Here is a 22,138-nt window from a genome sequence, read left to right as displayed (position 1 = left end):
CTAACTCCGACGGGAGCAAATCCGTGAAAGACTTATTAAAGTTTCTGAAAGCGCAAACTAAAACCGAAGAGTTTGATGCGATCAAAATTGCTCTGGCTTCGCCAGACATGATCCGTTCATGGTCTTTCGGTGAAGTTAAAAAGCCGGAAACCATTAACTACCGTACGTTCAAACCTGAGCGTGACGGTCTGTTCTGTGCTCGTATTTTCGGGCCAGTCAAAGACTATGAGTGCCTGTGCGGTAAGTACAAGCGCCTGAAACACCGTGGCGTGATCTGTGAGAAGTGCGGCGTTGAAGTGACCCAGACCAAAGTGCGTCGCGAGCGCATGGGCCACATCGAGCTGGCGTCTCCGACTGCGCATATCTGGTTCCTGAAATCACTGCCGTCCCGTATCGGTCTGCTGCTTGATATGCCGCTGCGCGATATCGAACGCGTACTGTACTTCGAATCTTATGTCGTTATCGAAGGCGGTATGACCAACCTGGAACGCAACCAGATCCTGACTGAAGAACAGTATCTGGACGCGCTGGAAGAGTTCGGTGACGAATTCGACGCGAAGATGGGTGCGGAAGCTATCCAGGCCTTGCTGAAGAGCATGGATCTGGAGCAAGAGTGTGAAACTCTGCGCGAAGAGCTGAACGAAACCAACTCCGAAACCAAGCGTAAAAAGCTGACCAAGCGCATCAAGCTGCTGGAAGCGTTCGTACAGTCTGGCAACAAGCCGGAGTGGATGATCCTGACCGTTCTGCCGGTTCTGCCGCCAGATCTGCGTCCGCTGGTTCCGCTGGATGGCGGTCGTTTCGCCACGTCGGATCTGAACGATCTGTATCGTCGCGTGATCAACCGTAACAACCGTCTGAAACGTCTGCTGGATCTGGCTGCGCCGGATATCATCGTACGTAACGAAAAGCGTATGCTGCAGGAAGCGGTAGATGCCTTGCTGGATAACGGTCGTCGCGGTCGTGCGATCACCGGTTCCAACAAGCGTCCGCTGAAATCGCTGGCTGACATGATCAAAGGTAAGCAGGGTCGTTTCCGTCAGAACCTGCTCGGTAAGCGTGTTGACTACTCCGGTCGTTCTGTTATCACCGTAGGTCCATACCTGCGTCTGCATCAGTGCGGTCTGCCGAAGAAAATGGCGCTGGAACTGTTCAAACCGTTCATTTACGGCAAGCTGGAACTGCGTGGCCTCGCCACCACCATCAAAGCTGCTAAGAAGATGGTTGAGCGTGAAGAAGCGGTCGTATGGGATATCCTGGATGAAGTTATCCGTGAGCACCCGGTACTGCTGAACCGTGCACCAACGCTTCACCGTCTGGGTATCCAGGCGTTTGAACCGGTTCTGATCGAAGGTAAAGCTATCCAGCTGCACCCGCTGGTTTGTGCGGCATACAACGCCGACTTCGATGGTGACCAGATGGCTGTTCACGTACCGCTGACGCTGGAAGCCCAGCTCGAAGCGCGTGCGCTGATGATGTCTACCAACAACATCCTGTCTCCGGCGAACGGCGAACCTATCATCGTTCCGTCTCAGGACGTTGTACTGGGTCTGTATTACATGACCCGTGACTGTGTTAACGCCAAAGGCGAAGGTATGGTGCTGACTGGCCCGAAAGAAGCTGAGCGTATTTATCGCGCTGGCCTGGCCTCTCTGCATGCGCGCGTTAAAGTGCGTATCACTGAATACGAAAAAGATGCCAACGGCGAATTCGTGGCGAAAACCAGCCTGAAAGACACGACTATCGGTCGTTCTATTCTGTGGATGATCGTACCGAAAGGTCTGCCTTTCTCCATCGTCAACCAGGCGCTGGGCAAGAAAGCGATCTCCAAAATGCTGAACACCTGTTACCGCATTCTGGGCCTGAAACCGACCGTTATTTTTGCTGACCAGACGATGTACACCGGCTTTGCTTATGCAGCGCGTTCAGGTGCTTCCGTTGGTATCGATGACATGGTCATCCCGGCGAAAAAACACGAAATCATCAGCGAAGCGGAAGCGGAAGTTGCTGAGATTCAGGAGCAGTTCCAGTCTGGTCTGGTAACCGCTGGCGAACGCTACAACAAAGTTATCGATATCTGGGCTGCGGCGAACGATCGTGTATCCAAAGCGATGATGGATAACCTGCAAACTGAAACCGTCATTAACCGTGAAGGTAAAGAAGAGCAGCAGGTTTCTTTCAACAGCATCTACATGATGGCCGACTCCGGTGCGCGTGGTTCTGCGGCACAGATTCGTCAGCTGGCTGGTATGCGTGGTCTGATGGCGAAGCCGGATGGCTCCATCATCGAAACGCCGATCACCGCGAACTTCCGTGAAGGTCTGAACGTACTCCAGTACTTCATCTCCACCCACGGTGCTCGTAAAGGTCTGGCGGATACCGCACTGAAAACCGCGAACTCCGGTTATCTGACGCGTCGTCTGGTTGACGTTGCGCAGGATCTGGTGGTGACCGAAGACGACTGTGGCACGCTGGAAGGCATCACCATGACCCCGGTTATCGAGGGTGGCGATGTTAAAGAGCCGCTGCGCGATCGCGTTCTGGGTCGTGTGACCGCTGAAGATGTTCTGAAGCCGGGGACGGCGGATATTCTGGTTCCGCGTAACACGCTGCTCAACGAACAGTGGTGTGATCAGCTGGAAGCGAACTCCGTTGACTCTGTCAAAGTGCGTTCCGTTGTATCCTGTGACACCGACTTTGGTGTATGTGCGCACTGCTACGGTCGTGACCTGGCGCGTGGCCACATCATCAACAAAGGTGAAGCTATCGGCGTTATCGCGGCACAGTCCATCGGTGAGCCGGGTACACAGCTGACGATGCGTACGTTCCACATCGGTGGTGCGGCATCTCGTGCGGCTGCTGAATCCAGCATCCAGGTGAAAAACAAAGGTAGCATCAAGCTCAGCAACGCGAAGTCGGTTGTGAACTCTGCCGGTAAACTGGTAGTGACCTCCCGTAACACCGAGCTGAAGCTGATCGACGAATTCGGTCGTACCAAAGAGAGCTATAAAGTGCCTTACGGCGCGGTGATGGCGAAAGGTGATGGCGAGCAGGTTGCCGGCGGTGAAACCGTTGCAAACTGGGATCCGCACACCATGCCGGTTATCACCGAAGTGGCGGGTTTCATCCGCTTCACCGATATGATCGACGGCCAGACCATTACGCGTCAGACCGACGAACTGACCGGTCTCTCTTCACTGGTGGTTCTGGATTCCGCAGAACGTACCACGGGTGGTAAAGACCTGCGTCCGGCACTGAAAATCGTTGATGCTCAGGGCAATGATGTTCTGATCCCTGGCACCGATATGCCGGCTCAGTACTTCCTGCCGGGTAAAGCGATTGTTCAGCTGGAAGATGGCGTTCAGATCAGTTCTGGTGACACCCTGGCGCGTATTCCGCAGGAATCCGGCGGTACCAAGGATATTACCGGTGGTCTGCCGCGCGTTGCGGATCTGTTCGAAGCTCGTCGCCCGAAAGAGCCGGCGATTCTGGCAGAAATCAGCGGTATCATTTCCTTCGGTAAAGAAACCAAAGGCAAACGCCGTCTGGTGATCACGCCGGTTGATGGTAGCGATCCGTACGAAGAGATGATCCCGAAATGGCGTCAGCTCAACGTGTTTGAAGGTGAACGTGTCGAACGTGGTGACGTGGTTTCCGACGGTCCGGAAGCGCCGCACGATATCCTGCGTCTGCGTGGTGTTCACGCGGTAACGCGTTACATCGTCAACGAAGTGCAGGACGTTTACCGTCTGCAGGGCGTTAAGATCAACGATAAACACATTGAAGTTATCGTTCGTCAGATGCTGCGTAAAGCCACCATCGTGAACGCGGGCAGTTCCGAGTTCCTCGAAGGTGAGCAGGTTGAATACTCTCGCGTTAAGATCGCTAATCGCGATCTGGAAGCGAATGGCAAAATCGGTGCGACCTTCGCCCGTGACCTGCTGGGTATCACCAAAGCGTCTCTGGCAACCGAGTCCTTCATCTCTGCGGCGTCGTTCCAGGAAACGACTCGCGTTCTGACCGAAGCCGCTGTTGCGGGTAAACGCGACGAACTGCGCGGTCTGAAAGAGAACGTTATCGTGGGTCGTCTGATCCCGGCCGGTACCGGTTATGCGTACCATCAGGATCGCATGCGCCGTCGTGCTGCGGGTGAACTCCCGGCTGCACCGCAAGTGACTGCTGAAGACGCTTCTGCCAGCCTGGCAGAGCTGCTGAACGCAGGCCTGGGCGGTTCTGATAACGAGTAATCGTTGCTGACCTGAATAAAAAACCCGCTTCGGCGGGTTTTTTTATATGTGACTGAGTATTGTTGTTATTACTGCGCGGGTGGCAGACGGCGGTAAAGTTCAATCATGTCGCCAGCCAGGTCCTGAATCACCATGGCGTTCATCAGGTGATCCTGCGAGTGAACGGTAATCAGATTCACCGGCAGCTTTCCGGTGCCTTCGTCGAGCCCAATCAGTTTCGTCTGGATGGTATGCGCGTGCTTAACAAATTCGCGCGACTCTTCCATCGCTTTTTCCGCATTCGCAAACTCACCCCTGCGCGCCATTTGCAACGCGGTGAGGGCAGAACTGCGAGCGGCACCTGCATTTACCAGCAACTCCATGATCGTAGTTTCTAGATCTTCCATGTTTACTCCATCAGTTTTAGCGCTTTATCAAGCACAGCGTCGCCTTTCATCATGCCGTAATCCATCATGTCGATGACCGCGACCTTCTTACCCAGCGGTTCGGCCTGCGCCTGGAGTTTTGCCAGCTCGTATTTTACCTGCGGGCCCAGCAGGACAATATCTGCCGTGGCGATGTTGTCCTTAAACTCAGCCACCGGCACGGCCTTGATGGAGACTTCCACGCCTTTTTTCTGGGCCGCATCTTTCATACGTTGAACCAGCATGCTGGTGGACATCCCGGCGGCACAGCATAAAACAATGTTCTTCATAACTCCCCCTCGTGGTTGTCGATAGCTATTCTTTATCCCGTGCAGAAACGGAGAACAACCGCTTTGCAGTGATTGTGTGTAAGTCATCACAAAAAATGAAACCGGTTACAGTCTTGTTTTCTCGTATAAAAAAATCAGCTATTGAGGGCAGGGCGGACAGAGGAAGAAGGTGTCCGCCCTGGTCAACGTCCACTGCTGACGGGATGCAGAGTAGCGAACCGGGAAAGTACGCTCAATTTCCCGGTTCTGGCTTTGCGAAGTGTTATCAGGACTTTAGCGTCATGCGACAAGATGTTGCGTGATTATTGCGAGGCGCGTCCCAACCAGCTGTCCCAGTCTTTCCATACTGGCTGTAATCCCTGGGCGATTAACGCGCTGGCGACCTCTTCCGGGCGGCGACCATCATGCGGTGCGAACTGTTCCAGTTCAGGATGATCATCCGCGTAACCGCCGGGCTGAGTTTTGGAAAACGCGCTGACATTATTGATGGCTAAGGGGATTACGCGGTCGCGGAACCAGGGTGATTCACGAGTCGAAAGCGACAGTTCAACCTCCGGCGTCAGCAGGCGAAAAGCGCAAATCACTTGTACCAGTTGGCGCTCATCCATCACAGATGCCGGTTCAATACCGCCCGCACAGGGCCGCAGACGCGGAAACGAGACCGAATAGCGGCTCTTCCAGTAGTGTTGCTGCATCCACAGCAGATGCTCGGCCACCATGTAACAATCCACCCGCCAGCTGTCGGAAAGGCCGATTAATGCGCCAAGCCCGATCTTATCGATGCCTGCTTTCCCCAGCCGGTCCGGGGTTTCCAGCCGCCAGACGAAATCCTGTTTATTGCCCTTAAGATGATGCTGCGCATACATCGCCTCGTGGTAGGTTTCCTGGTAGACCATCACGCCATCCAGCCCGAGTGTTTTCAGCTCGGCATAGTCCGCTTGCGACATCGGTTGCACTTCCATCTGCAATGAGGCAAAACGACGGCGGATCGCCGGCAGATGCTGGCGAAAATAGTCCATCCCCACTTTTTTCTGATGCTCGCCGGTGACCAGCAGCAGATGCTCAAAACCCAGCTCACGGATCGCGGTGCATTCACGATCAATCTCCTGCGCATCCAGTGTTTTACGCTTAATGCGGTTGCTCATTGAAAAACCACAATAGGTGCAGTCGTTAGCGCAGAGATTAGAAAGATACAGTGGCACATAAAAGCTGACGGTATTGCCGAAGCGCTGGCGTGTCAGCCGCTGCGCGCGTTGCGCCAGGGGCTCGAGATATGCGCTGGCCGCGGGCGACAGCAACGCCATCATGTCATCCCGCGTCAGCTGACGGGCCGCAATTGCCCGCTCAACGTCGGCAGGCGTTTTGCTGTTAATGCGCAGGCGAATGTCGTCCCAGTCGAGCTGACGCCAGCGTTCGGTAAAGGTACTCATGACAGCGCCTCCAGAAAACCGGTCAGCGGGCTGGTGGCTTGCGCCTGAACGCTGCGAGTGCCCGGAACGGCGTCACGCGCCAGCAGCCCGGCGTCGACGGCCAGACGAAACGCCTGCGCCATTTTCACCGGGTCGTCCGCCACGGCGATGGCCGTGTTAACCAGCACGGCCTCTGCACCCATTTCCAGCGCCTGCGTGGCATGGCTGGGCACACCGATACCGGCGTCCACCACCACCGGTACGGTGGCCTGTTCGATGATGATCTCCAGCATTGCGCGGGTTTCCAGCCCCTGGTTGGAGCCAATCGGCGCCCCCAGCGGCATGACGGCTGCGCAGCCGACTTCTTCCAGACGTTTGCACAGCACGGGATCGGCCCCGCAATAAGGCAATACTACAAATCCCTGCTGCACCAGTTTTTCTGCCGCTCTCAGGGTTTCAATCGGATCCGGCAACAGCCAGCGGGCATCCGGGTGGATCTCCAGTTTCAGCCAGTGTGTGCCCAGCGCTTCCCGCGCCAGCTGTGCGGCAAAAATAGCTTCTTCCGCTGTTTTTGCGCCGGACGTGTTGGGCAGCAGCGTGACACCTGCGTCGAGCAGCGGCGCAAGGATGGCATCGTTATGCTCGTGCACGTTGACGCGCTTCATTGCCAGCGTGACCAACTGGCTGCCGGAAGCGCGAATGGCCTCCACCATCAGCTGCGGCGAGGCAAATTTACCGGTGCCGGTAAAGAGATGTGATTCGAATGTTTTGTCTGCGATGCGTAACATTTCAACCTCCTGCAATAACCTGAAAAAGCAGGATATTGTCACCCTCCTGCAGAGGGTGAACCGCCCACTGTTCGCGTGGGAGCACCTGTTGATTCAGCGCCAGCGCGATACCGGGCTTGTGCTGCCCAAGATAATCGAGCAGATCCGCCACGGTGGATCCCGCAGCGCACTGAACGGGCTCGTCGTTAAACTGGATCTGCATGTCGCCCTCCACAGACCGGGCAGCTCTGCGAGCGGCGCAGCGCCAGCGTTCGCCAGCCGCTGGTACGGGCATCGAACAGCCGTAGCTCGTTGCGAACGGTCTCCATGCCGCTCAGTAATTTGATGGCTTCGAGCGCCTGTAGCGTGCCCATCACGCCCACCACTGGCCCGACAATACCGGCGTTGCGGCAGTTGCGATCCGGTTCGTGCTCGTCCGGCCACAAACAGCGATAGCAGCCCTGTGTCCACGGCGGCGTCAGCACCATCAGCTGGCCGCCAAACCCGACGGCGCTGGCGGTAATCAGCGGGGTGTTGAGCGTCACACAGGCGGCGTTGACGGCCTGTCTTGCCGTCATGTTATCGGTGCAGTCCAGTACCACATCCGCGTGCCCCACCTCCTGCATTAACGCCTCGCCAGTCAGCCGTTGCCGGAGCGCAATCAGTTCGATGTGCGGATTAAGCTGATGAAGGCGTTGCTGTGCCGCTTGCGCTTTCGGCTGTGCAATATCATCGCTGGTATACAAAATCTGCCGCTGCAGATTGCTGAGATGCACGTCGTCGTCGTCGGCCAGCACCAGCGTGCCGACGCCAGCTCCGGCCAGATACAGTGCAGCGGGGGCTCCCAGACCACCGAGCCCGACAATCAGCACCCGGCTGCTGAGCAGTTTTTGCTGACCATCGACCGCGATATCCTCAAGCAACAACTGGCGACTGTAACGCATGAAATCATGGTCATTCATCGCCAGCTCCCGCCATTTCGAGCAATTGTGCCGTTGCCATCTGCCAGTCCGGAGCCTGGGTAATGGCACTGACAACGGCAATGCTGCCGACACCGGTAGCCAGCACTGACGGCGCACGATCGATGCTGATGCCGCCTATGGCAACGGTGGGGTAATCATTGAGGCGCTGGATGTGCGACGTCAGTTGCTCCAGTCCCTGCGGAGCAGACGGCATCTGCTTGGTTTGCGTCGGGAACACGTGCCCCAGGGCGATGTACGACGGCTTAACCGCCAGTGCGACATCGATTTCCATATCGTCATGGGTCGAAACGCCAAGCCGCAACCCGGCATCGCGGATGGCCTGCACATCGGTAGTTTCCAGATCTTCCTGGCCAAGATGCACGCCATACGCCTGATGTTTAATCGCCAGCCGCCAGTAGTCATTAATGAATAACCGGGCGCGGTAACGACGGCCCAGCTGGATTGCGCGGATCACATCCGCTTCGACGTCGTCGTCAGGCCGATCTTTAATTCTCAACTGGATGGTCCGTACGCCCGCCTCCAGCAAGCGTTCGATCCATTCCACGCTGTCGACCACCGGATACAGTCCGAGGCGGAGGGGAACGGGTGGAAAATCAGGCTGATACATTACGCTTCCTCCTGCTTCAGATAAATTTCGCCTCCTTTGGCGCGGAAGCTGTTCGACATATCCGCCATGCCGACTTCGATGGCTTGCTTCGCGGCATAATCACGTACTTCCTGCGTGATTTTCATCGAGCAGAATTTCGGGCCGCACATGGAGCAGAAATGCGCCACTTTGCCGGACTCCTGCGGCAGAGTTTCATCGTGATACGCACGGGCGGTGAACGGGTCGAGCGCGAGGTTAAACTGATCTTCCCAACGGAATTCAAAACGCGCTTTCGACATGGCGTTGTCGCGGATTTGCGCGCCCGGATGGCCTTTCGCCAGGTCAGCGGCGTGGGCGGCGATTTTGTAGGTGATAAGCCCCTGTTTAACATCCTCTTTGTTCGGCAACCCGAGGTGCTCTTTCGGCGTCACGTAGCACAGCATCGCGCAACCGAACCAGCCAATCATCGCAGCGCCAATGCCGGAGGTAAAATGGTCATAGCCCGGTGCGATGTCGGTGGTTAATGGCCCGAGAGTGTAGAACGGCGCTTCGTGGCAGTGCTCCAGCTCTTCGGTCATGTTGCGGCGGATCATCTGCATGGGGACGTGCCCCGGACCTTCAATCATCACCTGAACGTCATACTCCCAGGCGATTTTTGTCAGCTCACCCAGTGTGTGCAGTTCGGCAAACTGCGCTTCGTCGTTGGCGTCCTGAATCGACCCCGGACGCAGTCCGTCGCCCAGCGATAATGAGACGTCGTAGGCGGCGCAGATTTCGCAGATGTCACGGAAGCGCTCATAGAGAAAATTCTCTTTGTGATGCGACAGACACCACTTCGCCATAATCGAGCCGCCACGGGAAACGATGCCGGTCAGGCGTTTTGCGGTCATTGGCACGTAGCGCAGCAGCACACCAGCGTGAATAGTGAAGTAGTCAACGCCTTGTTCCGCCTGCTCCAGCAGCGTGTCGCGGAATGCTTCCCACGTCAGATCTTCGGCGATCCCGTTGACCTTCTCCAGCGCCTGGTAGATCGGCACGGTGCCGATCGGTACCGGGCTGTTGCGCAGGATCCATTCGCGGGTTTCGTGGATATAGCGTCCGGTTGACAGATCCATCACCGTGTCTGCGCCCCAGCGGGTGGACCATACCAGTTTCTCCACCTCTTCTTCGATGGAGGAGGTCACTGCGGAGTTACCGATGTTGGCGTTCACTTTTACCAGGAAATTGCGGCCGATAATCATCGGCTCCGATTCCGGGTGGTTGATATTTGCCGGGATAATCGCGCGGCCCGCAGCCACTTCGTCGCGGACAAATTCCGGGGTGATATTTTCCGGCAGGCACGCACCGAAACCTTCGCCGGGATGCTGCTGGCGCAACACTTCACTGCGGATCCGCTCGCGACCCATGTTTTCGCGAATGGCGATGAACTCCATTTCCGGCGTAACGATCCCCTGACGGGCGTAGTGCAGCTGGGTAACGCGTTTGCCGGCTCGGGCGCGCTTCGGCGTCAATAAACCGTTGAAGCGCAGATCGTCGAGGCCATCATCGGCAAGGCGGGCTTTGGTATAGGCCGAGCTGCGTTCGGCCAGCGGTTCGCTGTCGCCGCGTGCGTCGATCCACGGCTGGCGCAGCTTTGCCAGACCCTGCTGCACGTCGATGGCAATCGCCGGATCGCCATAGGGACCGGAAGTGTCATACACCGGCACCGCTTCATTGTCTTCGTACTGCGGGTGCTCTTTGCTACCGCCAATAAGCGTCGGACTAAGCCGGATCTCCCGCATCGGGACGCGGATGTCTGGCTGCGACCCCGCAATGTAAATACGGGCAGAATTGGGGAAAGCGGTGCCTTCCAGCGTATCGATAAAGTGTTGGGCGTGTTCGCGCTGCTCGCGACGGGTCAGTTTTGTAGTAGACATAGCTCATTCCAGAAAAGAGGACGTGGCTTGTCAGACGACGGAGGGAGTAATGGTGACTATTGCCCGAGAGGGCGCTCGCCTGTGGCGAATTACTCTTGTTCCCTTCGCAGGTCTTAACCTGATCAGGTTCCGCGGATCCCGAATAAACGGTCTCAGCCCGTGTTTTTCATTTTCAACACTAGGCACTCCGACAAGAAGCACCCCTCACTGAAGAGGGGATCATTATGTAAACTACTCGTTAATGCTTAAGAACTCAAGCGAGGGCTTTCGACATTGCTGGCGTCACTGGCAACGGGATTTCGTTGGTTGCTCTGTGCCAGCACAATCAGGTTATCTTCCAGCGTAAACCGCGCGGCTAGCGCTTCACCAATGCCGGACAGCGATTGCTGGAATTCCAGATAGTTGTCGTTATCGATAGCATTTTCGAGGCTGGAGTCGTAATAATCCATGATCTGCTGAGTGTTAGCTTCCAGCCGCGAATAGAGTTTTGTTGCCTCTAAATGTGGGCTATTTGCTTCCAGTTCACGGATAATACGTTCATAAATTTTAAAATGACCGGCGGAGAGGTAGTCTACCAGGCTCTGACAGAAATCATCGAGCGCTTTTTCGTTCAACCGCATATACGATTCTTTGCCAGGCTTGATGCCAACCAGATTATAGTAAGCAACGAGCAGATGCTTACGTCCGTGCAGCCATTGATCGATAAACTGATTACTTCCGCCAACGCGTTCCGTCAGGCTTTCTAGCTGGTTTAGCATGTTTGACTCCGCAAGTTTAAAAGTAAAAAAACTGCTCACCCGGGAAATGTAAAAACTATGTTATCAAATTGCCAGTGAAGCCAAGGTAGTGCAATAGATATGGATCGTATAATTGAAAAATTAGATCATGGCTGGTGGATCATCAGCCATGAACAGAAATTATGGCTCCCTGTGGGAGAATTGCCTTACGGCGAGGCGGAAAAATACGATCTTGTCGGGCAGCCTGCGATGCAGATCGGTGAATGGCAGGGCGATCCCGTCTGGCTGGTGCAGCAAAATCGCCGCCATGATATGGGCTCGGTACGCCAGGTGATCGATCAGGACGTCGGGCTGTTCCAGCTGGCCGGGCGCGGCGTGCAGCTGGCTGAGTTCTACCGCTCGCATAAATTCTGTGGCTACTGCGGGCATACGATGCACCCCAGCAAAACCGAATGGGCGATGCTGTGCAGCCACTGCCGGGAACGCTATTATCCGCAAATCGCCCCCTGCATCATCGTTGCCATTCGTCGCGACGACTCCATCCTTCTGGCGCAGCACACCCGTCACCGCGGCGGCATCCATACGGTGCTGGCGGGGTTTGTTGAGGTGGGTGAAACGCTGGAGCAGGCGGTCGCGCGTGAAGTCATGGAAGAGAGCGGGATCAAAGTCAAAAACCTGCGTTACGTGACCTCGCAACCCTGGCCGTTCCCGCAGTCGTTAATGACGGCGTTTATGGCGGAGTATGAGAGTGGTGACATCGTTATTGATCCCAAAGAGCTGCACGAAGCGAACTGGTATCGTTACGACAATCTGCCACTGTTGCCGCCGCCGGGAACCGTTGCCCGTCGCCTGATTGAAGACACCGTGGCATTGTGCCGGGATGATGATTACTGACGTGTTACACTGAGCGCCTGACGCATAAAGGAACTGCAAAATGACCGAACTGAAAAACGATCGTTATCTGCGTGCGCTGCTGCGCCAGCCCGTTGATGTCACCCCGGTATGGATGATGAGACAGGCGGGCCGCTATCTGCCGGAATACAAAGCCACTCGCGCGCAAGCGGGTGATTTTATGTCGCTGTGCAAGAATGCCGAACTGGCCTGCGAAGTGACGCTTCAGCCGCTGCGTCGTTATCCACTGGATGCGGCGATCCTCTTTTCGGACATCCTCACCGTGCCGGACGCGATGGGCCTCGGACTCTATTTTGAAGCGGGTGAAGGGCCGCGTTTTACCTCGCCAGTGAAAAGTAAAGCCGATGTCGACAAGCTGCCCGTTCCCGATCCGGAACAGGAACTGGGGTATGTCATGAACGCTGTGCGCACCATTCGCCGCGAGCTGAAAGGTCAGGTGCCGCTGATTGGTTTCTCCGGTAGCCCGTGGACGCTGGCGACCTACATGGTGGAAGGCGGCAGCAGCAAAGCCTTTACTGTCATTAAAAAAATGATGTACGCCGATCCCGCAACGTTGCATGCGCTGCTTGATAAGCTGGCAAAAAGTGTCACCCTTTATCTGAATGCACAAATTAAGGCGGGTGCGCAGGCAGTCATGATTTTCGATACCTGGGGCGGCGTGCTGACCGGGCGTGACTATCAGCAGTTCTCGCTCTACTACATGCACAAAATCGTCGATGGCCTGCTACGTGAAAACGACGGGCAGCGCGTGCCGGTGACGTTATTCACCAAAGGCGGCGGTCAGTGGCTGGAGGCGATGGCCGACACCGGCTGTGACGCTCTCGGGCTGGACTGGACGACCGATATCGCAGACGCGCGCCGTCGCGTGGGCGATAAAGTCGCGCTGCAGGGCAATATGGACCCGTCAATGCTGTACGCCTCTGCGGCGCGCATTGAGGAAGAAGTCGCCACTATTCTTGCTGGCTTCGGTCAGGGGGAAGGGCATGTTTTCAACCTCGGCCATGGTATTCATCAGGATGTTCCGCCAGAGCACGCTGGCGTGTTTGTGGAGGCGGTGCATCGACTTTCTGAGCCGTATCATCAGTAAGGAGCTGTTATGGATCTCGCGTCACTTCGCGCGCAACAACTTGAACTGGCCTCATCCGTGATCCGCGAGGATCGTTTAGATAAGGATCCACCGACGTTGATCGCAGGTGCTGACGTGGGGTTTGAGCAGGGCGGCGAAGTCACACGCGCGGCCATCATCCTGCTGAAGTATCCTTCGCTTGAGCTTATCGAACATCAGGTGGCGCGCGTCGCCACCACCATGCCTTACGTTCCTGGCTTTCTCTCTTTCCGTGAAACTCCGGCGCTGAGCGCGGCTTGGGCGCAGCTTTCACAAAAACCGGACCTACTGTTTGTGGACGGTCACGGTATCTCGCATCCACGTCGTCTTGGCGTAGCCAGCCATTTTGGTCTGCTGGTGGATGTGCCGACCATCGGCGTGGCGAAAAAACGCCTGTGCGGTAAGTTTGATCCGCTGTCGCCAGAACCCGGCGCGCTGGCACCGCTGATGGATAAAGGCGAGCAACTGGCGTGGGTGTGGCGCAGCAAAATCCGCTGTAATCCGCTCTTTGTTTCAACCGGTCACCGCGTCAGCATCGACAGTGCGCTGGCATGGGTGCAACGCTGTATGCGCGGTTACCGCCTGCCGGAACCAACACGCTGGGCTGACGCCGTTGCTTCGGGCCGCCCGGCATTTGTTCGTTGGCAGGAAATTCAGTAATGATTCAGGTACACTGCCGCTAATTTTCGAATCCGGGATGTCATCATGCTACAAAACCCCATTCATCTGCGTCTGGAGAAGCTGGAAAGCTGGCAGCACACGACCTTTATGGCCTGCCTGTGCGAACGCATGTATCCGAACTACGCGATGTTCTGCAAGGAGACCGAGTTTGGCGATCCGCATCTTTATCGCCGTATTCTCGATTTAATCTGGGAAACGCTGACGGTCAAAGAGGCGAAAGTGAACTTCGACAGCCAGCTTGAGAAACTGGAAGAGGCGATTCCGGCGGCGGACGACTACGATATGTATGGTGTCTATCCGGCCATCGATGCGTGTGTGGCGTTAAGTGAACTCGTGCACTCGCGTTTGAGTGGTGAAACGCTGGAGCATGCGGTTGAAGTCAGTAAGACGTCTATTACTACGGTAGCGATGCTGGAAATGACCCAGGCCGGTCGTGAAATGACCGACGAAGAACTGAAAGAAAACCCGGCGGTAGAACAGGAATGGGATATCCAATGGGAAATTTTTCGCCTGCTGGCAGGCTGCGAAGAACGCGACCTGGAACTGATTAAAGGGCTTCGTGCAGACCTCCGCGAAGCTGGCGAGAGCAATATTGGTATAAATTTTAAGCAATGAGACGATAAAACGTGATTTACCGCGTGATTTGTCGTGCCTGAAGGCTTCACATCTGCCCCCCGTCTGGTCTACATTTGGAGGGCGAAAAAAAGTGGCTATCGGTGCGTATATGCAGGAGAGTGCTCTTAAGGCATATCCGTCGCACTCGATGCTTAGCAAGCGATAAACACATTGTAAGGATAACTTATGAACAAGACTCAACTGATTGATGTAATTGCGGACAAGGCTGATCTGTCAAAGGCACAGGCAAAATCTGCTCTGGAATCCACCCTGGCTGCTATTACTGAGTCTCTGAAAGAAGGTGATGCTGTACAACTGGTTGGTTTCGGTACCTTCAAAGTGAACCACCGCGCTGAGCGCACTGGCCGCAACCCGCAGACCGGTAAAGAAATCAAAATCGCCGCAGCTAACGTACCGGCATTTGTTTCTGGCAAAGCACTGAAAGACGCAGTTAAGTAAGACCGCGTGGCAGTGAACAGTTTTATCGAAGGGGCGGTTTCGCCCCTTTTGTCCTTCTGGCGTCGCATGCTGGCGCTGTCGGGCGTGCTGTTGCTGTCAGCCTGTAGTCATAATTCCTCACTGCCGCCGTTTACCGCCAGCGGTTACGCGGATGATCAGGGCGCTGTACGCCTGTGGCGTAAAGATGCCAACGGCGAGACTCATCTTCTTGCCGCTTTCAGCCCCTGGCGAAGCGGAAACACCTCAACCAGCGAATACCGCTGGCAGGGCGATACGCTGACGCTGATTGAACTCAACGTCTACAGTAAAACGCCCGAACACATTCGCGCCCGTTTTGACGATCACGGCGAACTCAGTTTTATGCAACGTGAAGTGGACGGACAGAAACAGCAGCTTTCCAGCGATCAAATCGCCTTGTACAAATTCCGGGCAGAGCAACTCCGTCTGACCAGCGACGCGTTGCGTCACGGGCGTGTGGTGCTGCGCCAGGGACGCTGGCATGCCGATCAAACGGTCACTACCTGTGAAGGCCAGGCGGTGAAGCCTGACCTTGAAGCCTGGGCGTTATCGCGCATTCAGCGCCGCCAGAACCACTCTTCTCTGGAAGTGAGCGTCGCCTGGCTTGAGGCGCCGGAAGGGTCTCAGTTGCTGTTGGTCGCGAACGAAGACTTTTGTACCTGGCAGCCGCAGGAAAAAACCTTCTGAGATTACCAGCGGCCCATGCCCATACCCATGTGACCGCCGCCACGATGCATTCCGCCGCCACAACCGCCGTAACCCATTCCGGTACCACGCGGCACGCCTGATTCTGCTAACGCAATATCAAACTTCACGCGCTGCTGGTCGAGTTGCTGATTCAACGTTGCTATCTCGTTCGCTACGGACTCAATTTTCGCGCTGTCCGGCGAGCTGGTGGTGAGCAGCGCATTATACTCATAGCGTTTCGACATCAACTGCTGACGCAACTGGCTGGTCTGTGTGTAGTAGTCGTTATGCAATTTCTGCAGCGTGGTTTGCTGTTCTGGCGTCAGCTGGCTGTAGCCCTGACCGCCCATACCGTAGCCGTTTCCCCAATGGGGGCCTGCCAGCGCCGCGCTGCTGCCAATCGTCAGCGTGGCAATAGCGATCAGTGCCAGGGTGAATCCTTTATTTCGTTTCATCGTCTTTTCTCCTTATTGAACCATTCATCCCCTTTTTGCATCTTCCGTGCCAGAGACAAAAACCGCGCAGAGACGGGGCGTCCTCGTGAGAAGGCAGACGAAACGAGTAAAAATGACTCGCCAGGGCATCGTGGGCGGGTCATTTTTACCCGGCAAAAGGCCCGGGATATGCCTGAGGACAAAGTTATCCGCCAGCAAAAGTGGCATGGTTTCTGCTGCACAGGAGAGAACATCAACGTAAAGGAAGTATTCATGAGCCTGATGCGTTTACCGAAAGGATCAGCCGCCAGCTGGCTAAGCGGATTGCTGGCGGGCCTGACGTTGCTGCTGATAGGCCTGTTCTCGGTGCTGATCATTCGCGACTATGCGCGGGAAAATACCGCCGCACGGCAGAACCTGGAGGAAAAAGGGAGCGTATTAATCCGCGCGCTGGAGTCGGGAACGCGTGTCGGCATGGGCATGCGGATGCATCAAATGCAGCTGCAGGCGCTGCTGGAAGAGATGGCCTGGCAGCCGGGCGTCTTGTGGTTTGCGGTGACGGATGACGCGGGCCGGATCACCGCTCATAGCGATCCGCTACAGGTCGGCAAAACCCTCTATTCTGCCGCCATGATGCGCGAACTGGGTATCGGCGAGCAGGAGCGCTGGCGGCGGATCACCACGCCCGAACCAGCGGTGGAAATTTACCGACAGTTTCGCCCGCAGAATCCTGTGGGCAGGCATCATATGCGCATGATGTCACGACGCGGCGGTGGAGATGTTGCCAGCGCGCCACAGGTGATTTTCATCGCTCTGGACGTCAGCGAACTGGATGCGACGCTGGCGAGAGAGCGGCGAAATATGATCGTGATGCTTTGCGCCGCCGGCGTGGTGCTGTTTGCGACGATTTCTGCGCTGTTCTGGTTTCGCCGCTATCAGCGCTCCTGGCTGCTGTTGCAGGAGGCGAATAAACGCAAAGAGAAACTGACGGCGCTGGGGCATCTCGCGGCGGGCGTCGCGCATGAGATCCGTAATCCGCTCTCTTCCATCAAGGGGATTGCGAAATATTTTGCGGAACGCGCACCGTCAGACAGTGAATCCCATGCGCTGGCGCAGGTAATGGCAAAAGAGGCCGACAGGCTGAACCGGGTCGTGAGTGAACTGCTGGAGCTGGTGCGACCGCCGCACCTTTCCCTGCAAGCAGTTGACGTCAATGCGCTGATCACCCATTCGCTGCAACTGGTGAGTCAGGACGCGAAGAGCCGGGACATTGATCTGCAATTCCACTCGCGGCCGGAACTACGGCAGATACAGGCCGATCCGGACAGGTTGACCCAGGTGTTGTTGAATCTGTATCTGAATGCGATTCAGGCAATCGGTCGCGACGGTACCCTTTCTGTTGAGGCCAGCGAGAGCGATGGTCAGCGGCTGAAAATCACGGTCAGCGACAGCGGGAAAGGGATCGCGTCGGAACAACTGGAAGCGATTTTTACGCCCTATTTCACCACCAAAGCCGACGGCACCGGGCTTGGGCTGGCGGTGGTACAGAATATTATTGAACAGCACGGCGGGACGGTTCAGGTCGAAAGCACCGCAGGTGAAGGCGCCGTCTTTACGCTGTTTCTGCCGATGAACGCATCACAGAAGGACAGGCAAGGATGACTCGTACGAAGGTCAATATTCTCGTTGTTGATGATGACATCAGCCACTGCACGATATTACAGGCGTTGCTCCGGGGGTGGGGGTATAACGTCACGCTGTCGTACAACGGGCGGCAGGCGCTGGAGCAGGTGCGGGAACGTATTTTCGATCTCGTGTTGTGTGATATTCGTATGGCGGAAATGGACGGGATCGAAACGTTAAAAGAGATCAAAGCGTACAATCCGGCGATTCCGATCCTGATCATGACCGCATTCTCTAGCATTGAAACCGCAGTGGAGGCGATAAAGTCCGGCGCGCTGGATTATCTGACGAAACCGCTGGATTTCGACCGTCTGGAAGAGACCGTCGCCGGGGCGCTGGCCCATACGCATCCATCGTCGGTTGCGTCATCACCGGTTTCCGCCATGCAATCTGGCATGGTAGGGCAGAGCCCGGCGATGCAGGCGCTGTTGAATGAGATCGCGCTGGTGGCACCTTCGGATGCCACAGTGCTGATTTGCGGCGAATCCGGCACCGGTAAAGAGCTGGTCGCCAGAGCGTTGCACACCAGCAGCGGGCGCCGTGATAAGCCACTGGTGATCTTCAACTGCGCCGCGCTGAATGAATCATTACTGGAGTCAGAGTTGTTCGGTCATGAGAAAGGGGCGTTCACCGGTGCGGATAAACGTCGCGAAGGCCGTTTCGAGGAAGCGCAGGGCGGCACTCTGTTTCTGGATGAAATCGGCGATATCTCCCCGCTGATGCAGGTCCGCCTGCTGCGGGCCATCCAGGAGCGTGAGATACAGCGCGTCGGTAGTAACAAAACGATCCCTATCGATGCCAGGCTGATTGCCGCGACGCACCGTAACCTGGCGCAAGAGGTGGCCGAAGGGCGTTTTCGCCAGGATCTTTACTATCGCCTCAATGTCGTGACCATCGAGATGCCCCCGCTGCGTCAGCGCCGGGAAGATATCCCGCTACTGGCCGAACACTTTCTGCAACGCTACGGCGAGCGAAACCGCAAACCGGTCAAAGGCTTTACCCCGCAGGCGATGGATTTGCTGATCCACTATCCCTGGCCGGGAAACATTCGTGAACTGGAGAACGCCGTTGAGCGCGCGGTGGTGTTATTAACTGGCGAGTATATTTCAGAAAGAGAACTGCCGCTGTCGATTGCCGGAACCGTGGTGCCGGAGCCAGATAACACCGGAGACGCCGCGATTCAGCCGCTGGTGGAGGTGGAAAAAGAGGTGATTCTGGCGGCGCTGGAAAAAACGGGCGGCAACAAAACTGAAGCCGCCCGTCAGTTGGGGATCACGCGTAAAACGTTGCTGGCAAAGCTAAGCCGCTAGTTTTTCTCGCGTGCAATGGCGCGATAGCCGATGTCGTTACGGTAGAAACTGCCGTCCCAGTGAATATCGTGCAGTAATTCATAAGCGCGTTTCTGCGCCTGCGCCACCGTCTCGCCTAATGCCGTCACGCACAGTACGCGTCCACCGCTGGTCAGCACCTGGTCGTCATCAGAGAGGCGGGTGCCGGCGTGGAAGACTTTACCGTCAGCAACCTCTTCCAGCGGCAGGCCGTGAATAGTGTCACCCGTGCGATAGCTGCCCGGATAACCGCCGGCAGCGACCACGACGCCGAGTGAGGCGCGCGGATCCCAGCGTGAGGTTTTCGTATCCAGTTTGCCGTCACAGGCCGCCAGGCACAGTTCCACCAGATCAGATTGCAGGCGCAGCATGATCGGCTGAGTTTCCGGGTCGCCAAAACGGCAGTTGAATTCAATCACCTTCGGATTGCCCTGCTTGTCGATCATCAGACCCGCATAGAGAAAACCGGTGTAGGTATTGCCTTCTGCCGCCATGCCGCGCACGGTTGGCCATATGATGCGCTCCATCGTGCGCTGGTGAACATCGTCGGTGACCACCGGCGCAGGCGAGTAAGCGCCCATACCGCCGGTATTCGGTCCGGTATCACCGTTACCCACACGTTTGTGATCCTGGCTGGTGGCCATCGGCAGCACGTTCTCGCCGTCAACCATCACAATAAAGCTGGCTTCTTCACCATCAAGGAATTCTTCGATAACAATGCGGTGCCCGGCGTCGCCAAACGCGTTACCTGCCAGCATATCGTTCACCGCGGCTTCCGCCTCTTCCAGCGTCATTGCCACGATCACCCCTTTGCCTGCAGCCAGACCGTCCGCTTTGATGACGATCGGCGCGCCTTTTTCACGCAGGTAAGACAGCGCAGGCTCCACTTCTGTGAAGTTCTGGTATTCCGCCGTAGGGATGTTATGACGTGCAAGGAAATCTTTCGTGAACGCTTTTGAGCCTTCCAGCTGCGCAGCACCTTCTGTCGGGCCAAAGATCGTCAGGCCCGCGGCGCGAAACGCATCCACCACGCCAATCACCAGCGGGGCTTCTGGGCCGACGATGGTCAGGCCGATTTTTTCGTTCTGCGCAAAGCTCAGCAGCGCCGGGATATCCGTTGCGCTGATGGCGACGTTTTGCAGCGCAGGCTCCAGCGCCGTGCCCGCATTGCCCGGCGCGACATACACGGTGTCAACCAGAGGTGACTGCGCGGCTTTCCACGCCAGCGCGTGCTCGCGCCCGCCGTTTCCGATGATTAATACTTTCATTCTCTGCTCCGTGGATTAATGGCGGAAGTGACGCATGTCGGTGAAGATCATCGCGATACCGTGTTCATCGGCGGCGGCGATCACTTCGTCATCGCGAATGGAGCCGCCCGGCTGGATAACACAGGTGATGCCGACAGCGGCTGCGGCATCAATACCATCCCGGAACGGGAAGAACGCATCCGACGCCATCGCCGATCCTTTCACTTCCAGCCCTTCGTCGCCAGCTTTAATGCCTGCGATTTTTGCAGAATAAACGCGGCTCATCTGGCCCGCACCAATGCCGATGGTCATATTCTCTTTCGCATAGACGATGGCGTTAGATTTAACGAATTTCGCCACCTTCCAGCAGAACAGTGCGTCGCGCAGCTCTTGCGCGGTCGGCTGACGTTTGGTCACCACCCGCAGTTCGGTTTCCGTCACCATACCCAGATCCCGGTCCTGAACCAGCAAACCGCCGTTGACGCGTTTGAAATCCAGACCTGCCACGCGTGATGCCCACTCACCGCAGGTCAGAACGCGGACGTTCTGTTTCGCGGCGGTAATTTTAAGGGCTTCCAGAGAGGCTGTTGGGGCAATGATCACTTCGACGAACTGGCGAGAGATGATGGCCTGCGCGGTTTCCGCATCCAGCTCGCGGTTGAACGCGATAATGCCGCCAAACGCGGAAGTCGGATCGGTTTTATACGCGCGGTCGTAGGCGTCGAGAATGGAATCACTGACGGCGACGCCGCACGGGTTCGCGTGTTTCACAATCACACACGCCGGTTCGCTGAATTCTTTCACGCATTCCAGCGCAGCATCGGTGTCGGCGATGTTGTTATAAGAGAGCGCTTTACCCTGCAACTGTTGCGCCGTCGCTACCGACGCTTCTTTCACATTCTCTTCTATATAGAAGGCGGCCTGCTGGTGGCTGTTCTCGCCATAGCGCATATCCTGCTTCTTAATGAAGTTCAGATTGAGGGTTCGCGGGAAACGGCCTGATGGTGCGTCGGTGTCGCCGTGGTAAGCCGGAACCAGACTGCCGAAGTAGTTGGCGATCATGCTGTCGTAAGCGGCGGTATGCTCAAAGGCTTTAATTGCCAGATCAAAACGGGTTTCAAAGGTGAGAGAGCCGTCGTTCGCATCCATCTCTTTAATAATGGCGCTGTAGTCGCTGCTTTTTACGACAATAGCCACATCTTTATGGTTCTTGGCCGCGGAGCGCACCATCGTCGGGCCGCCGATATCGATATTCTCTACCGCGTCTTCCAGCGTGCAGCCTTCACGCGCCACGGTCTGGGCGAAGGGGTAAAGGTTCACGACCACCATATCAATTGGCGAAATGGCGTGCTGCGCCATGATGTCGTCATCCTGACCACGACGACCAAGAATACCGCCATGAACTTTTGGGTGCAGGGTTTTAACGCGTCCATCCATCATTTCCGGAAAACCGGTGTAGTCAGAGACTTCAGTCACCGGCAGGCCTTTCTCTGCCAGCAGGCGCGCGGTGCCGCCAGTAGACAGCAGCTCAACTCCGCGAGTGGAAAGCGCCTGTGCGAATTCGACGATACCGGCCTTGTCAGAAACACTGAGCAGAGCGCGGCGGACTGGACGACGTTGTTGCATGGTA

Annotated in this window: 21 protein-coding genes and 1 riboswitch; of the genes, 9 read left to right on the top strand and 12 right to left on the bottom strand. The window is 56.4% G+C overall.

Annotated features, from left to right (window positions below):
- Window positions 1–23: 23 nt before the first annotated feature.
- A complete protein-coding gene (gene rpoC / locus QMG90_RS20765) occupies window positions 24–4,247 on the top strand; it encodes a DNA-directed RNA polymerase subunit beta' (RefSeq protein ID WP_283281594.1) in 4,224 nt (1,407 codons plus the stop codon).
- A 68-nt stretch (window positions 4,248–4,315) separates the two neighbouring features.
- On the opposite strand, the gene QMG90_RS20760 is transcribed toward rpoC, so the two are convergent.
- The 9 genes from QMG90_RS20760 to rsd all read right to left on the bottom strand — a co-directional run bounded on the left by QMG90_RS20760 (window position 4,316) and on the right by rsd (window position 11,360).
- Window positions 4,316–4,633, bottom strand: coding sequence for a PTS lactose/cellobiose transporter subunit IIA (locus QMG90_RS20760; RefSeq protein WP_283281593.1), 318 nt, complete (start codon window positions 4,631–4,633; stop codon window positions 4,316–4,318).
- Between the two features lie 2 nt (window positions 4,634–4,635).
- Window positions 4,636–4,941, bottom strand: coding sequence for a PTS sugar transporter subunit IIB (locus QMG90_RS20755; protein ID WP_283281590.1), 306 nt, complete (start codon window positions 4,939–4,941; stop codon window positions 4,636–4,638).
- A gap of 302 nt (window positions 4,942–5,243) precedes the next feature.
- Window positions 5,244–6,371 carry a 2-iminoacetate synthase ThiH gene (thiH, locus tag QMG90_RS20750; protein WP_283281588.1) on the bottom strand — a complete coding sequence of 376 codons (1,128 nt, stop codon included), beginning with the start codon at window positions 6,369–6,371 and terminating at the stop codon, window positions 5,244–5,246.
- Window positions 6,368–7,138 (bottom strand): thiazole synthase, encoded by a 771-nt coding sequence (gene thiG / locus QMG90_RS20745; protein ID WP_283281586.1) that lies wholly within the window; start codon window positions 7,136–7,138, stop codon window positions 6,368–6,370. Before thiG ends, thiH begins: the two co-directional genes overlap by 4 nt.
- A gap of 1 nt (window position 7,139) precedes the next feature.
- Window positions 7,140–7,340 carry a sulfur carrier protein ThiS gene (thiS, locus tag QMG90_RS20740; protein ID WP_283281584.1) on the bottom strand — a complete coding sequence of 67 codons (201 nt, stop codon included), beginning with the start codon at window positions 7,338–7,340 and terminating at the stop codon, window positions 7,140–7,142.
- A complete protein-coding gene (locus QMG90_RS20735; protein ID WP_283281582.1) occupies window positions 7,324–8,079 on the bottom strand; it encodes a HesA/MoeB/ThiF family protein in 756 nt (251 codons plus the stop codon). The genes thiS and QMG90_RS20735 overlap by 17 nt, the downstream gene beginning before the upstream one ends.
- Window positions 8,072–8,707, bottom strand: coding sequence for a thiamine phosphate synthase (gene thiE, locus QMG90_RS20730; RefSeq protein WP_283281580.1), 636 nt, complete (start codon window positions 8,705–8,707; stop codon window positions 8,072–8,074). The genes QMG90_RS20735 and thiE overlap by 8 nt, the downstream gene beginning before the upstream one ends.
- Window positions 8,707–10,602: a phosphomethylpyrimidine synthase ThiC gene (thiC, locus tag QMG90_RS20725; RefSeq protein ID WP_283281578.1), complete on the bottom strand. Its 1,896-nt coding sequence runs from the start codon at window positions 10,600–10,602 to the stop codon at window positions 8,707–8,709. The genes thiE and thiC overlap by 1 nt, the downstream gene beginning before the upstream one ends.
- Window positions 10,603–10,684: 82 nt before the next feature.
- Window positions 10,685–10,802, bottom strand: a riboswitch (TPP riboswitch).
- Between the two features lie 45 nt (window positions 10,803–10,847).
- A complete protein-coding gene (gene rsd / locus QMG90_RS20720) occupies window positions 10,848–11,360 on the bottom strand; it encodes a sigma D regulator (RefSeq protein ID WP_283281576.1) in 513 nt (170 codons plus the stop codon).
- Window positions 11,361–11,459: 99 nt separating this feature from the next.
- Here rsd and nudC point away from each other — a divergent pair, with 99 nt between their 5' ends.
- The 6 genes from nudC (at window position 11,460) to QMG90_RS20690 (ending at window position 15,816) form a co-directional block, all read left to right on the top strand.
- Entirely contained in the window at window positions 11,460–12,233 is a 774-nt protein-coding gene (gene nudC / locus QMG90_RS20715) for an NAD(+) diphosphatase (RefSeq protein WP_283281574.1), read from the top strand.
- A 40-nt stretch (window positions 12,234–12,273) separates the two neighbouring features.
- On the top strand, window positions 12,274–13,338 hold the full coding sequence (hemE, locus tag QMG90_RS20710) for a uroporphyrinogen decarboxylase (protein ID WP_283281572.1): 1,065 nt from the start codon (window positions 12,274–12,276) through the stop codon (window positions 13,336–13,338).
- 9 nt (window positions 13,339–13,347) lie between these two features.
- Window positions 13,348–14,016, top strand: a complete 669-nt coding sequence (gene nfi, locus QMG90_RS20705; protein ID WP_283281570.1) for a deoxyribonuclease V — start codon at window positions 13,348–13,350, stop codon at window positions 14,014–14,016.
- Window positions 14,017–14,061: 45 nt separating this feature from the next.
- On the top strand, window positions 14,062–14,652 hold the full coding sequence (locus tag QMG90_RS20700) for a YjaG family protein (RefSeq protein ID WP_283281569.1): 591 nt from the start codon (window positions 14,062–14,064) through the stop codon (window positions 14,650–14,652).
- 186 nt (window positions 14,653–14,838) lie between these two features.
- Window positions 14,839–15,111, top strand: a complete 273-nt coding sequence (gene hupA / locus QMG90_RS20695) for a nucleoid-associated protein HU-alpha (RefSeq protein WP_006816568.1) — start codon at window positions 14,839–14,841, stop codon at window positions 15,109–15,111.
- Between the two features lie 12 nt (window positions 15,112–15,123).
- Entirely contained in the window at window positions 15,124–15,816 is a 693-nt protein-coding gene (locus QMG90_RS20690) for a DUF1481 domain-containing protein (protein ID WP_283284015.1), read from the top strand.
- A gap of 2 nt (window positions 15,817–15,818) precedes the next feature.
- Here the strand turns inward: QMG90_RS20690 and zraP are convergent, their stop codons facing one another.
- The gene (gene zraP / locus QMG90_RS20685) at window positions 15,819–16,271 is read right to left on the bottom strand and encodes a zinc resistance sensor/chaperone ZraP (RefSeq protein ID WP_283281566.1); all 453 of its coding nucleotides are present in this window, start codon (window positions 16,269–16,271) and stop codon (window positions 15,819–15,821) included.
- Between the two features lie 252 nt (window positions 16,272–16,523).
- Between zraP and zraS the strand changes: the two genes are divergently transcribed.
- Together zraS and zraR are read left to right on the top strand one after the other, a co-directional pair.
- A complete protein-coding gene (gene zraS / locus QMG90_RS20680) occupies window positions 16,524–17,912 on the top strand; it encodes a two-component system sensor histidine kinase ZraS (protein WP_283281565.1) in 1,389 nt (462 codons plus the stop codon).
- The gene (gene zraR, locus QMG90_RS20675) at window positions 17,909–19,243 is read left to right on the top strand and encodes a sigma-54-dependent response regulator transcription factor ZraR (RefSeq protein ID WP_283281563.1); all 1,335 of its coding nucleotides are present in this window, start codon (window positions 17,909–17,911) and stop codon (window positions 19,241–19,243) included. Before zraS ends, zraR begins: the two co-directional genes overlap by 4 nt.
- On the opposite strand, the gene purD is transcribed toward zraR, so the two are convergent.
- Together purD and purH are read right to left on the bottom strand one after the other, a co-directional pair.
- Window positions 19,240–20,529 (bottom strand): phosphoribosylamine--glycine ligase, encoded by a 1,290-nt coding sequence (gene purD / locus QMG90_RS20670; protein WP_283281562.1) that lies wholly within the window; start codon window positions 20,527–20,529, stop codon window positions 19,240–19,242. The two genes, zraR and purD, sit on opposite strands and share 4 nt — an antisense overlap.
- 15 nt (window positions 20,530–20,544) lie before the next feature.
- Entirely contained in the window at window positions 20,545–22,134 is a 1,590-nt protein-coding gene (gene purH / locus QMG90_RS20665; RefSeq protein WP_283281561.1) for a bifunctional phosphoribosylaminoimidazolecarboxamide formyltransferase/IMP cyclohydrolase, read from the bottom strand.
- Window positions 22,135–22,138 lie beyond the last annotated feature (4 nt).

The sequence above is a fragment of the Trabulsiella odontotermitis genome, assembly GCF_030053895.1.
Taxonomy (GTDB): Bacteria; Pseudomonadota; Gammaproteobacteria; order Enterobacterales; family Enterobacteriaceae; genus Trabulsiella; species Trabulsiella odontotermitis_C.
This window is presented reverse-complemented; position numbering and strand designations above follow the sequence as displayed.

What these genes read in the sequence shown, in the direction of transcription:
- QMG90_RS20755 (WP_283281590.1), bottom strand. Translation starts at nt 4,941, where the DNA reads ATGAAGAACATTGTTTTATGCTGTGCCGCCGGGATGTCCACCAGCATG.
- purD (WP_283281562.1), bottom strand. Translation starts at nt 20,529, where the DNA reads ATGAAAGTATTAATCATCGGAAACGGCGGGCGCGAGCACGCGCTGGCG.
- hemE (WP_283281572.1), top strand. Translation starts at nt 12,274, where the DNA reads ATGACCGAACTGAAAAACGATCGTTATCTGCGTGCGCTGCTGCGCCAG.
- thiS (WP_283281584.1), bottom strand. Translation starts at nt 7,340, where the DNA reads ATGCAGATCCAGTTTAACGACGAGCCCGTTCAGTGCGCTGCGGGATCC.
- zraS (WP_283281565.1), top strand. Translation starts at nt 16,524, where the DNA reads ATGAGCCTGATGCGTTTACCGAAAGGATCAGCCGCCAGCTGGCTAAGC.
- purH (WP_283281561.1), bottom strand. Translation starts at nt 22,134, where the DNA reads ATGCAACAACGTCGTCCAGTCCGCCGCGCTCTGCTCAGTGTTTCTGAC.
- nfi (WP_283281570.1), top strand. Translation starts at nt 13,348, where the DNA reads ATGGATCTCGCGTCACTTCGCGCGCAACAACTTGAACTGGCCTCATCC.
- QMG90_RS20700 (WP_283281569.1), top strand. Translation starts at nt 14,062, where the DNA reads ATGCTACAAAACCCCATTCATCTGCGTCTGGAGAAGCTGGAAAGCTGG.
- thiH (WP_283281588.1), bottom strand. Translation starts at nt 6,371, where the DNA reads ATGAGTACCTTTACCGAACGCTGGCGTCAGCTCGACTGGGACGACATT.
- nudC (WP_283281574.1), top strand. Translation starts at nt 11,460, where the DNA reads ATGGATCGTATAATTGAAAAATTAGATCATGGCTGGTGGATCATCAGC.
- hupA (WP_006816568.1), top strand. Translation starts at nt 14,839, where the DNA reads ATGAACAAGACTCAACTGATTGATGTAATTGCGGACAAGGCTGATCTG.
- thiC (WP_283281578.1), bottom strand. Translation starts at nt 10,602, where the DNA reads ATGTCTACTACAAAACTGACCCGTCGCGAGCAGCGCGAACACGCCCAA.
- QMG90_RS20760 (WP_283281593.1), bottom strand. Translation starts at nt 4,633, where the DNA reads ATGGAAGATCTAGAAACTACGATCATGGAGTTGCTGGTAAATGCAGGT.
- rsd (WP_283281576.1), bottom strand. Translation starts at nt 11,360, where the DNA reads ATGCTAAACCAGCTAGAAAGCCTGACGGAACGCGTTGGCGGAAGTAAT.
- thiG (WP_283281586.1), bottom strand. Translation starts at nt 7,138, where the DNA reads ATGTTACGCATCGCAGACAAAACATTCGAATCACATCTCTTTACCGGC.
- zraP (WP_283281566.1), bottom strand. Translation starts at nt 16,271, where the DNA reads ATGAAACGAAATAAAGGATTCACCCTGGCACTGATCGCTATTGCCACG.
- QMG90_RS20735 (WP_283281582.1), bottom strand. Translation starts at nt 8,079, where the DNA reads ATGAATGACCATGATTTCATGCGTTACAGTCGCCAGTTGTTGCTTGAG.
- zraR (WP_283281563.1), top strand. Translation starts at nt 17,909, where the DNA reads ATGACTCGTACGAAGGTCAATATTCTCGTTGTTGATGATGACATCAGC.
- thiE (WP_283281580.1), bottom strand. Translation starts at nt 8,707, where the DNA reads ATGTATCAGCCTGATTTTCCACCCGTTCCCCTCCGCCTCGGACTGTAT.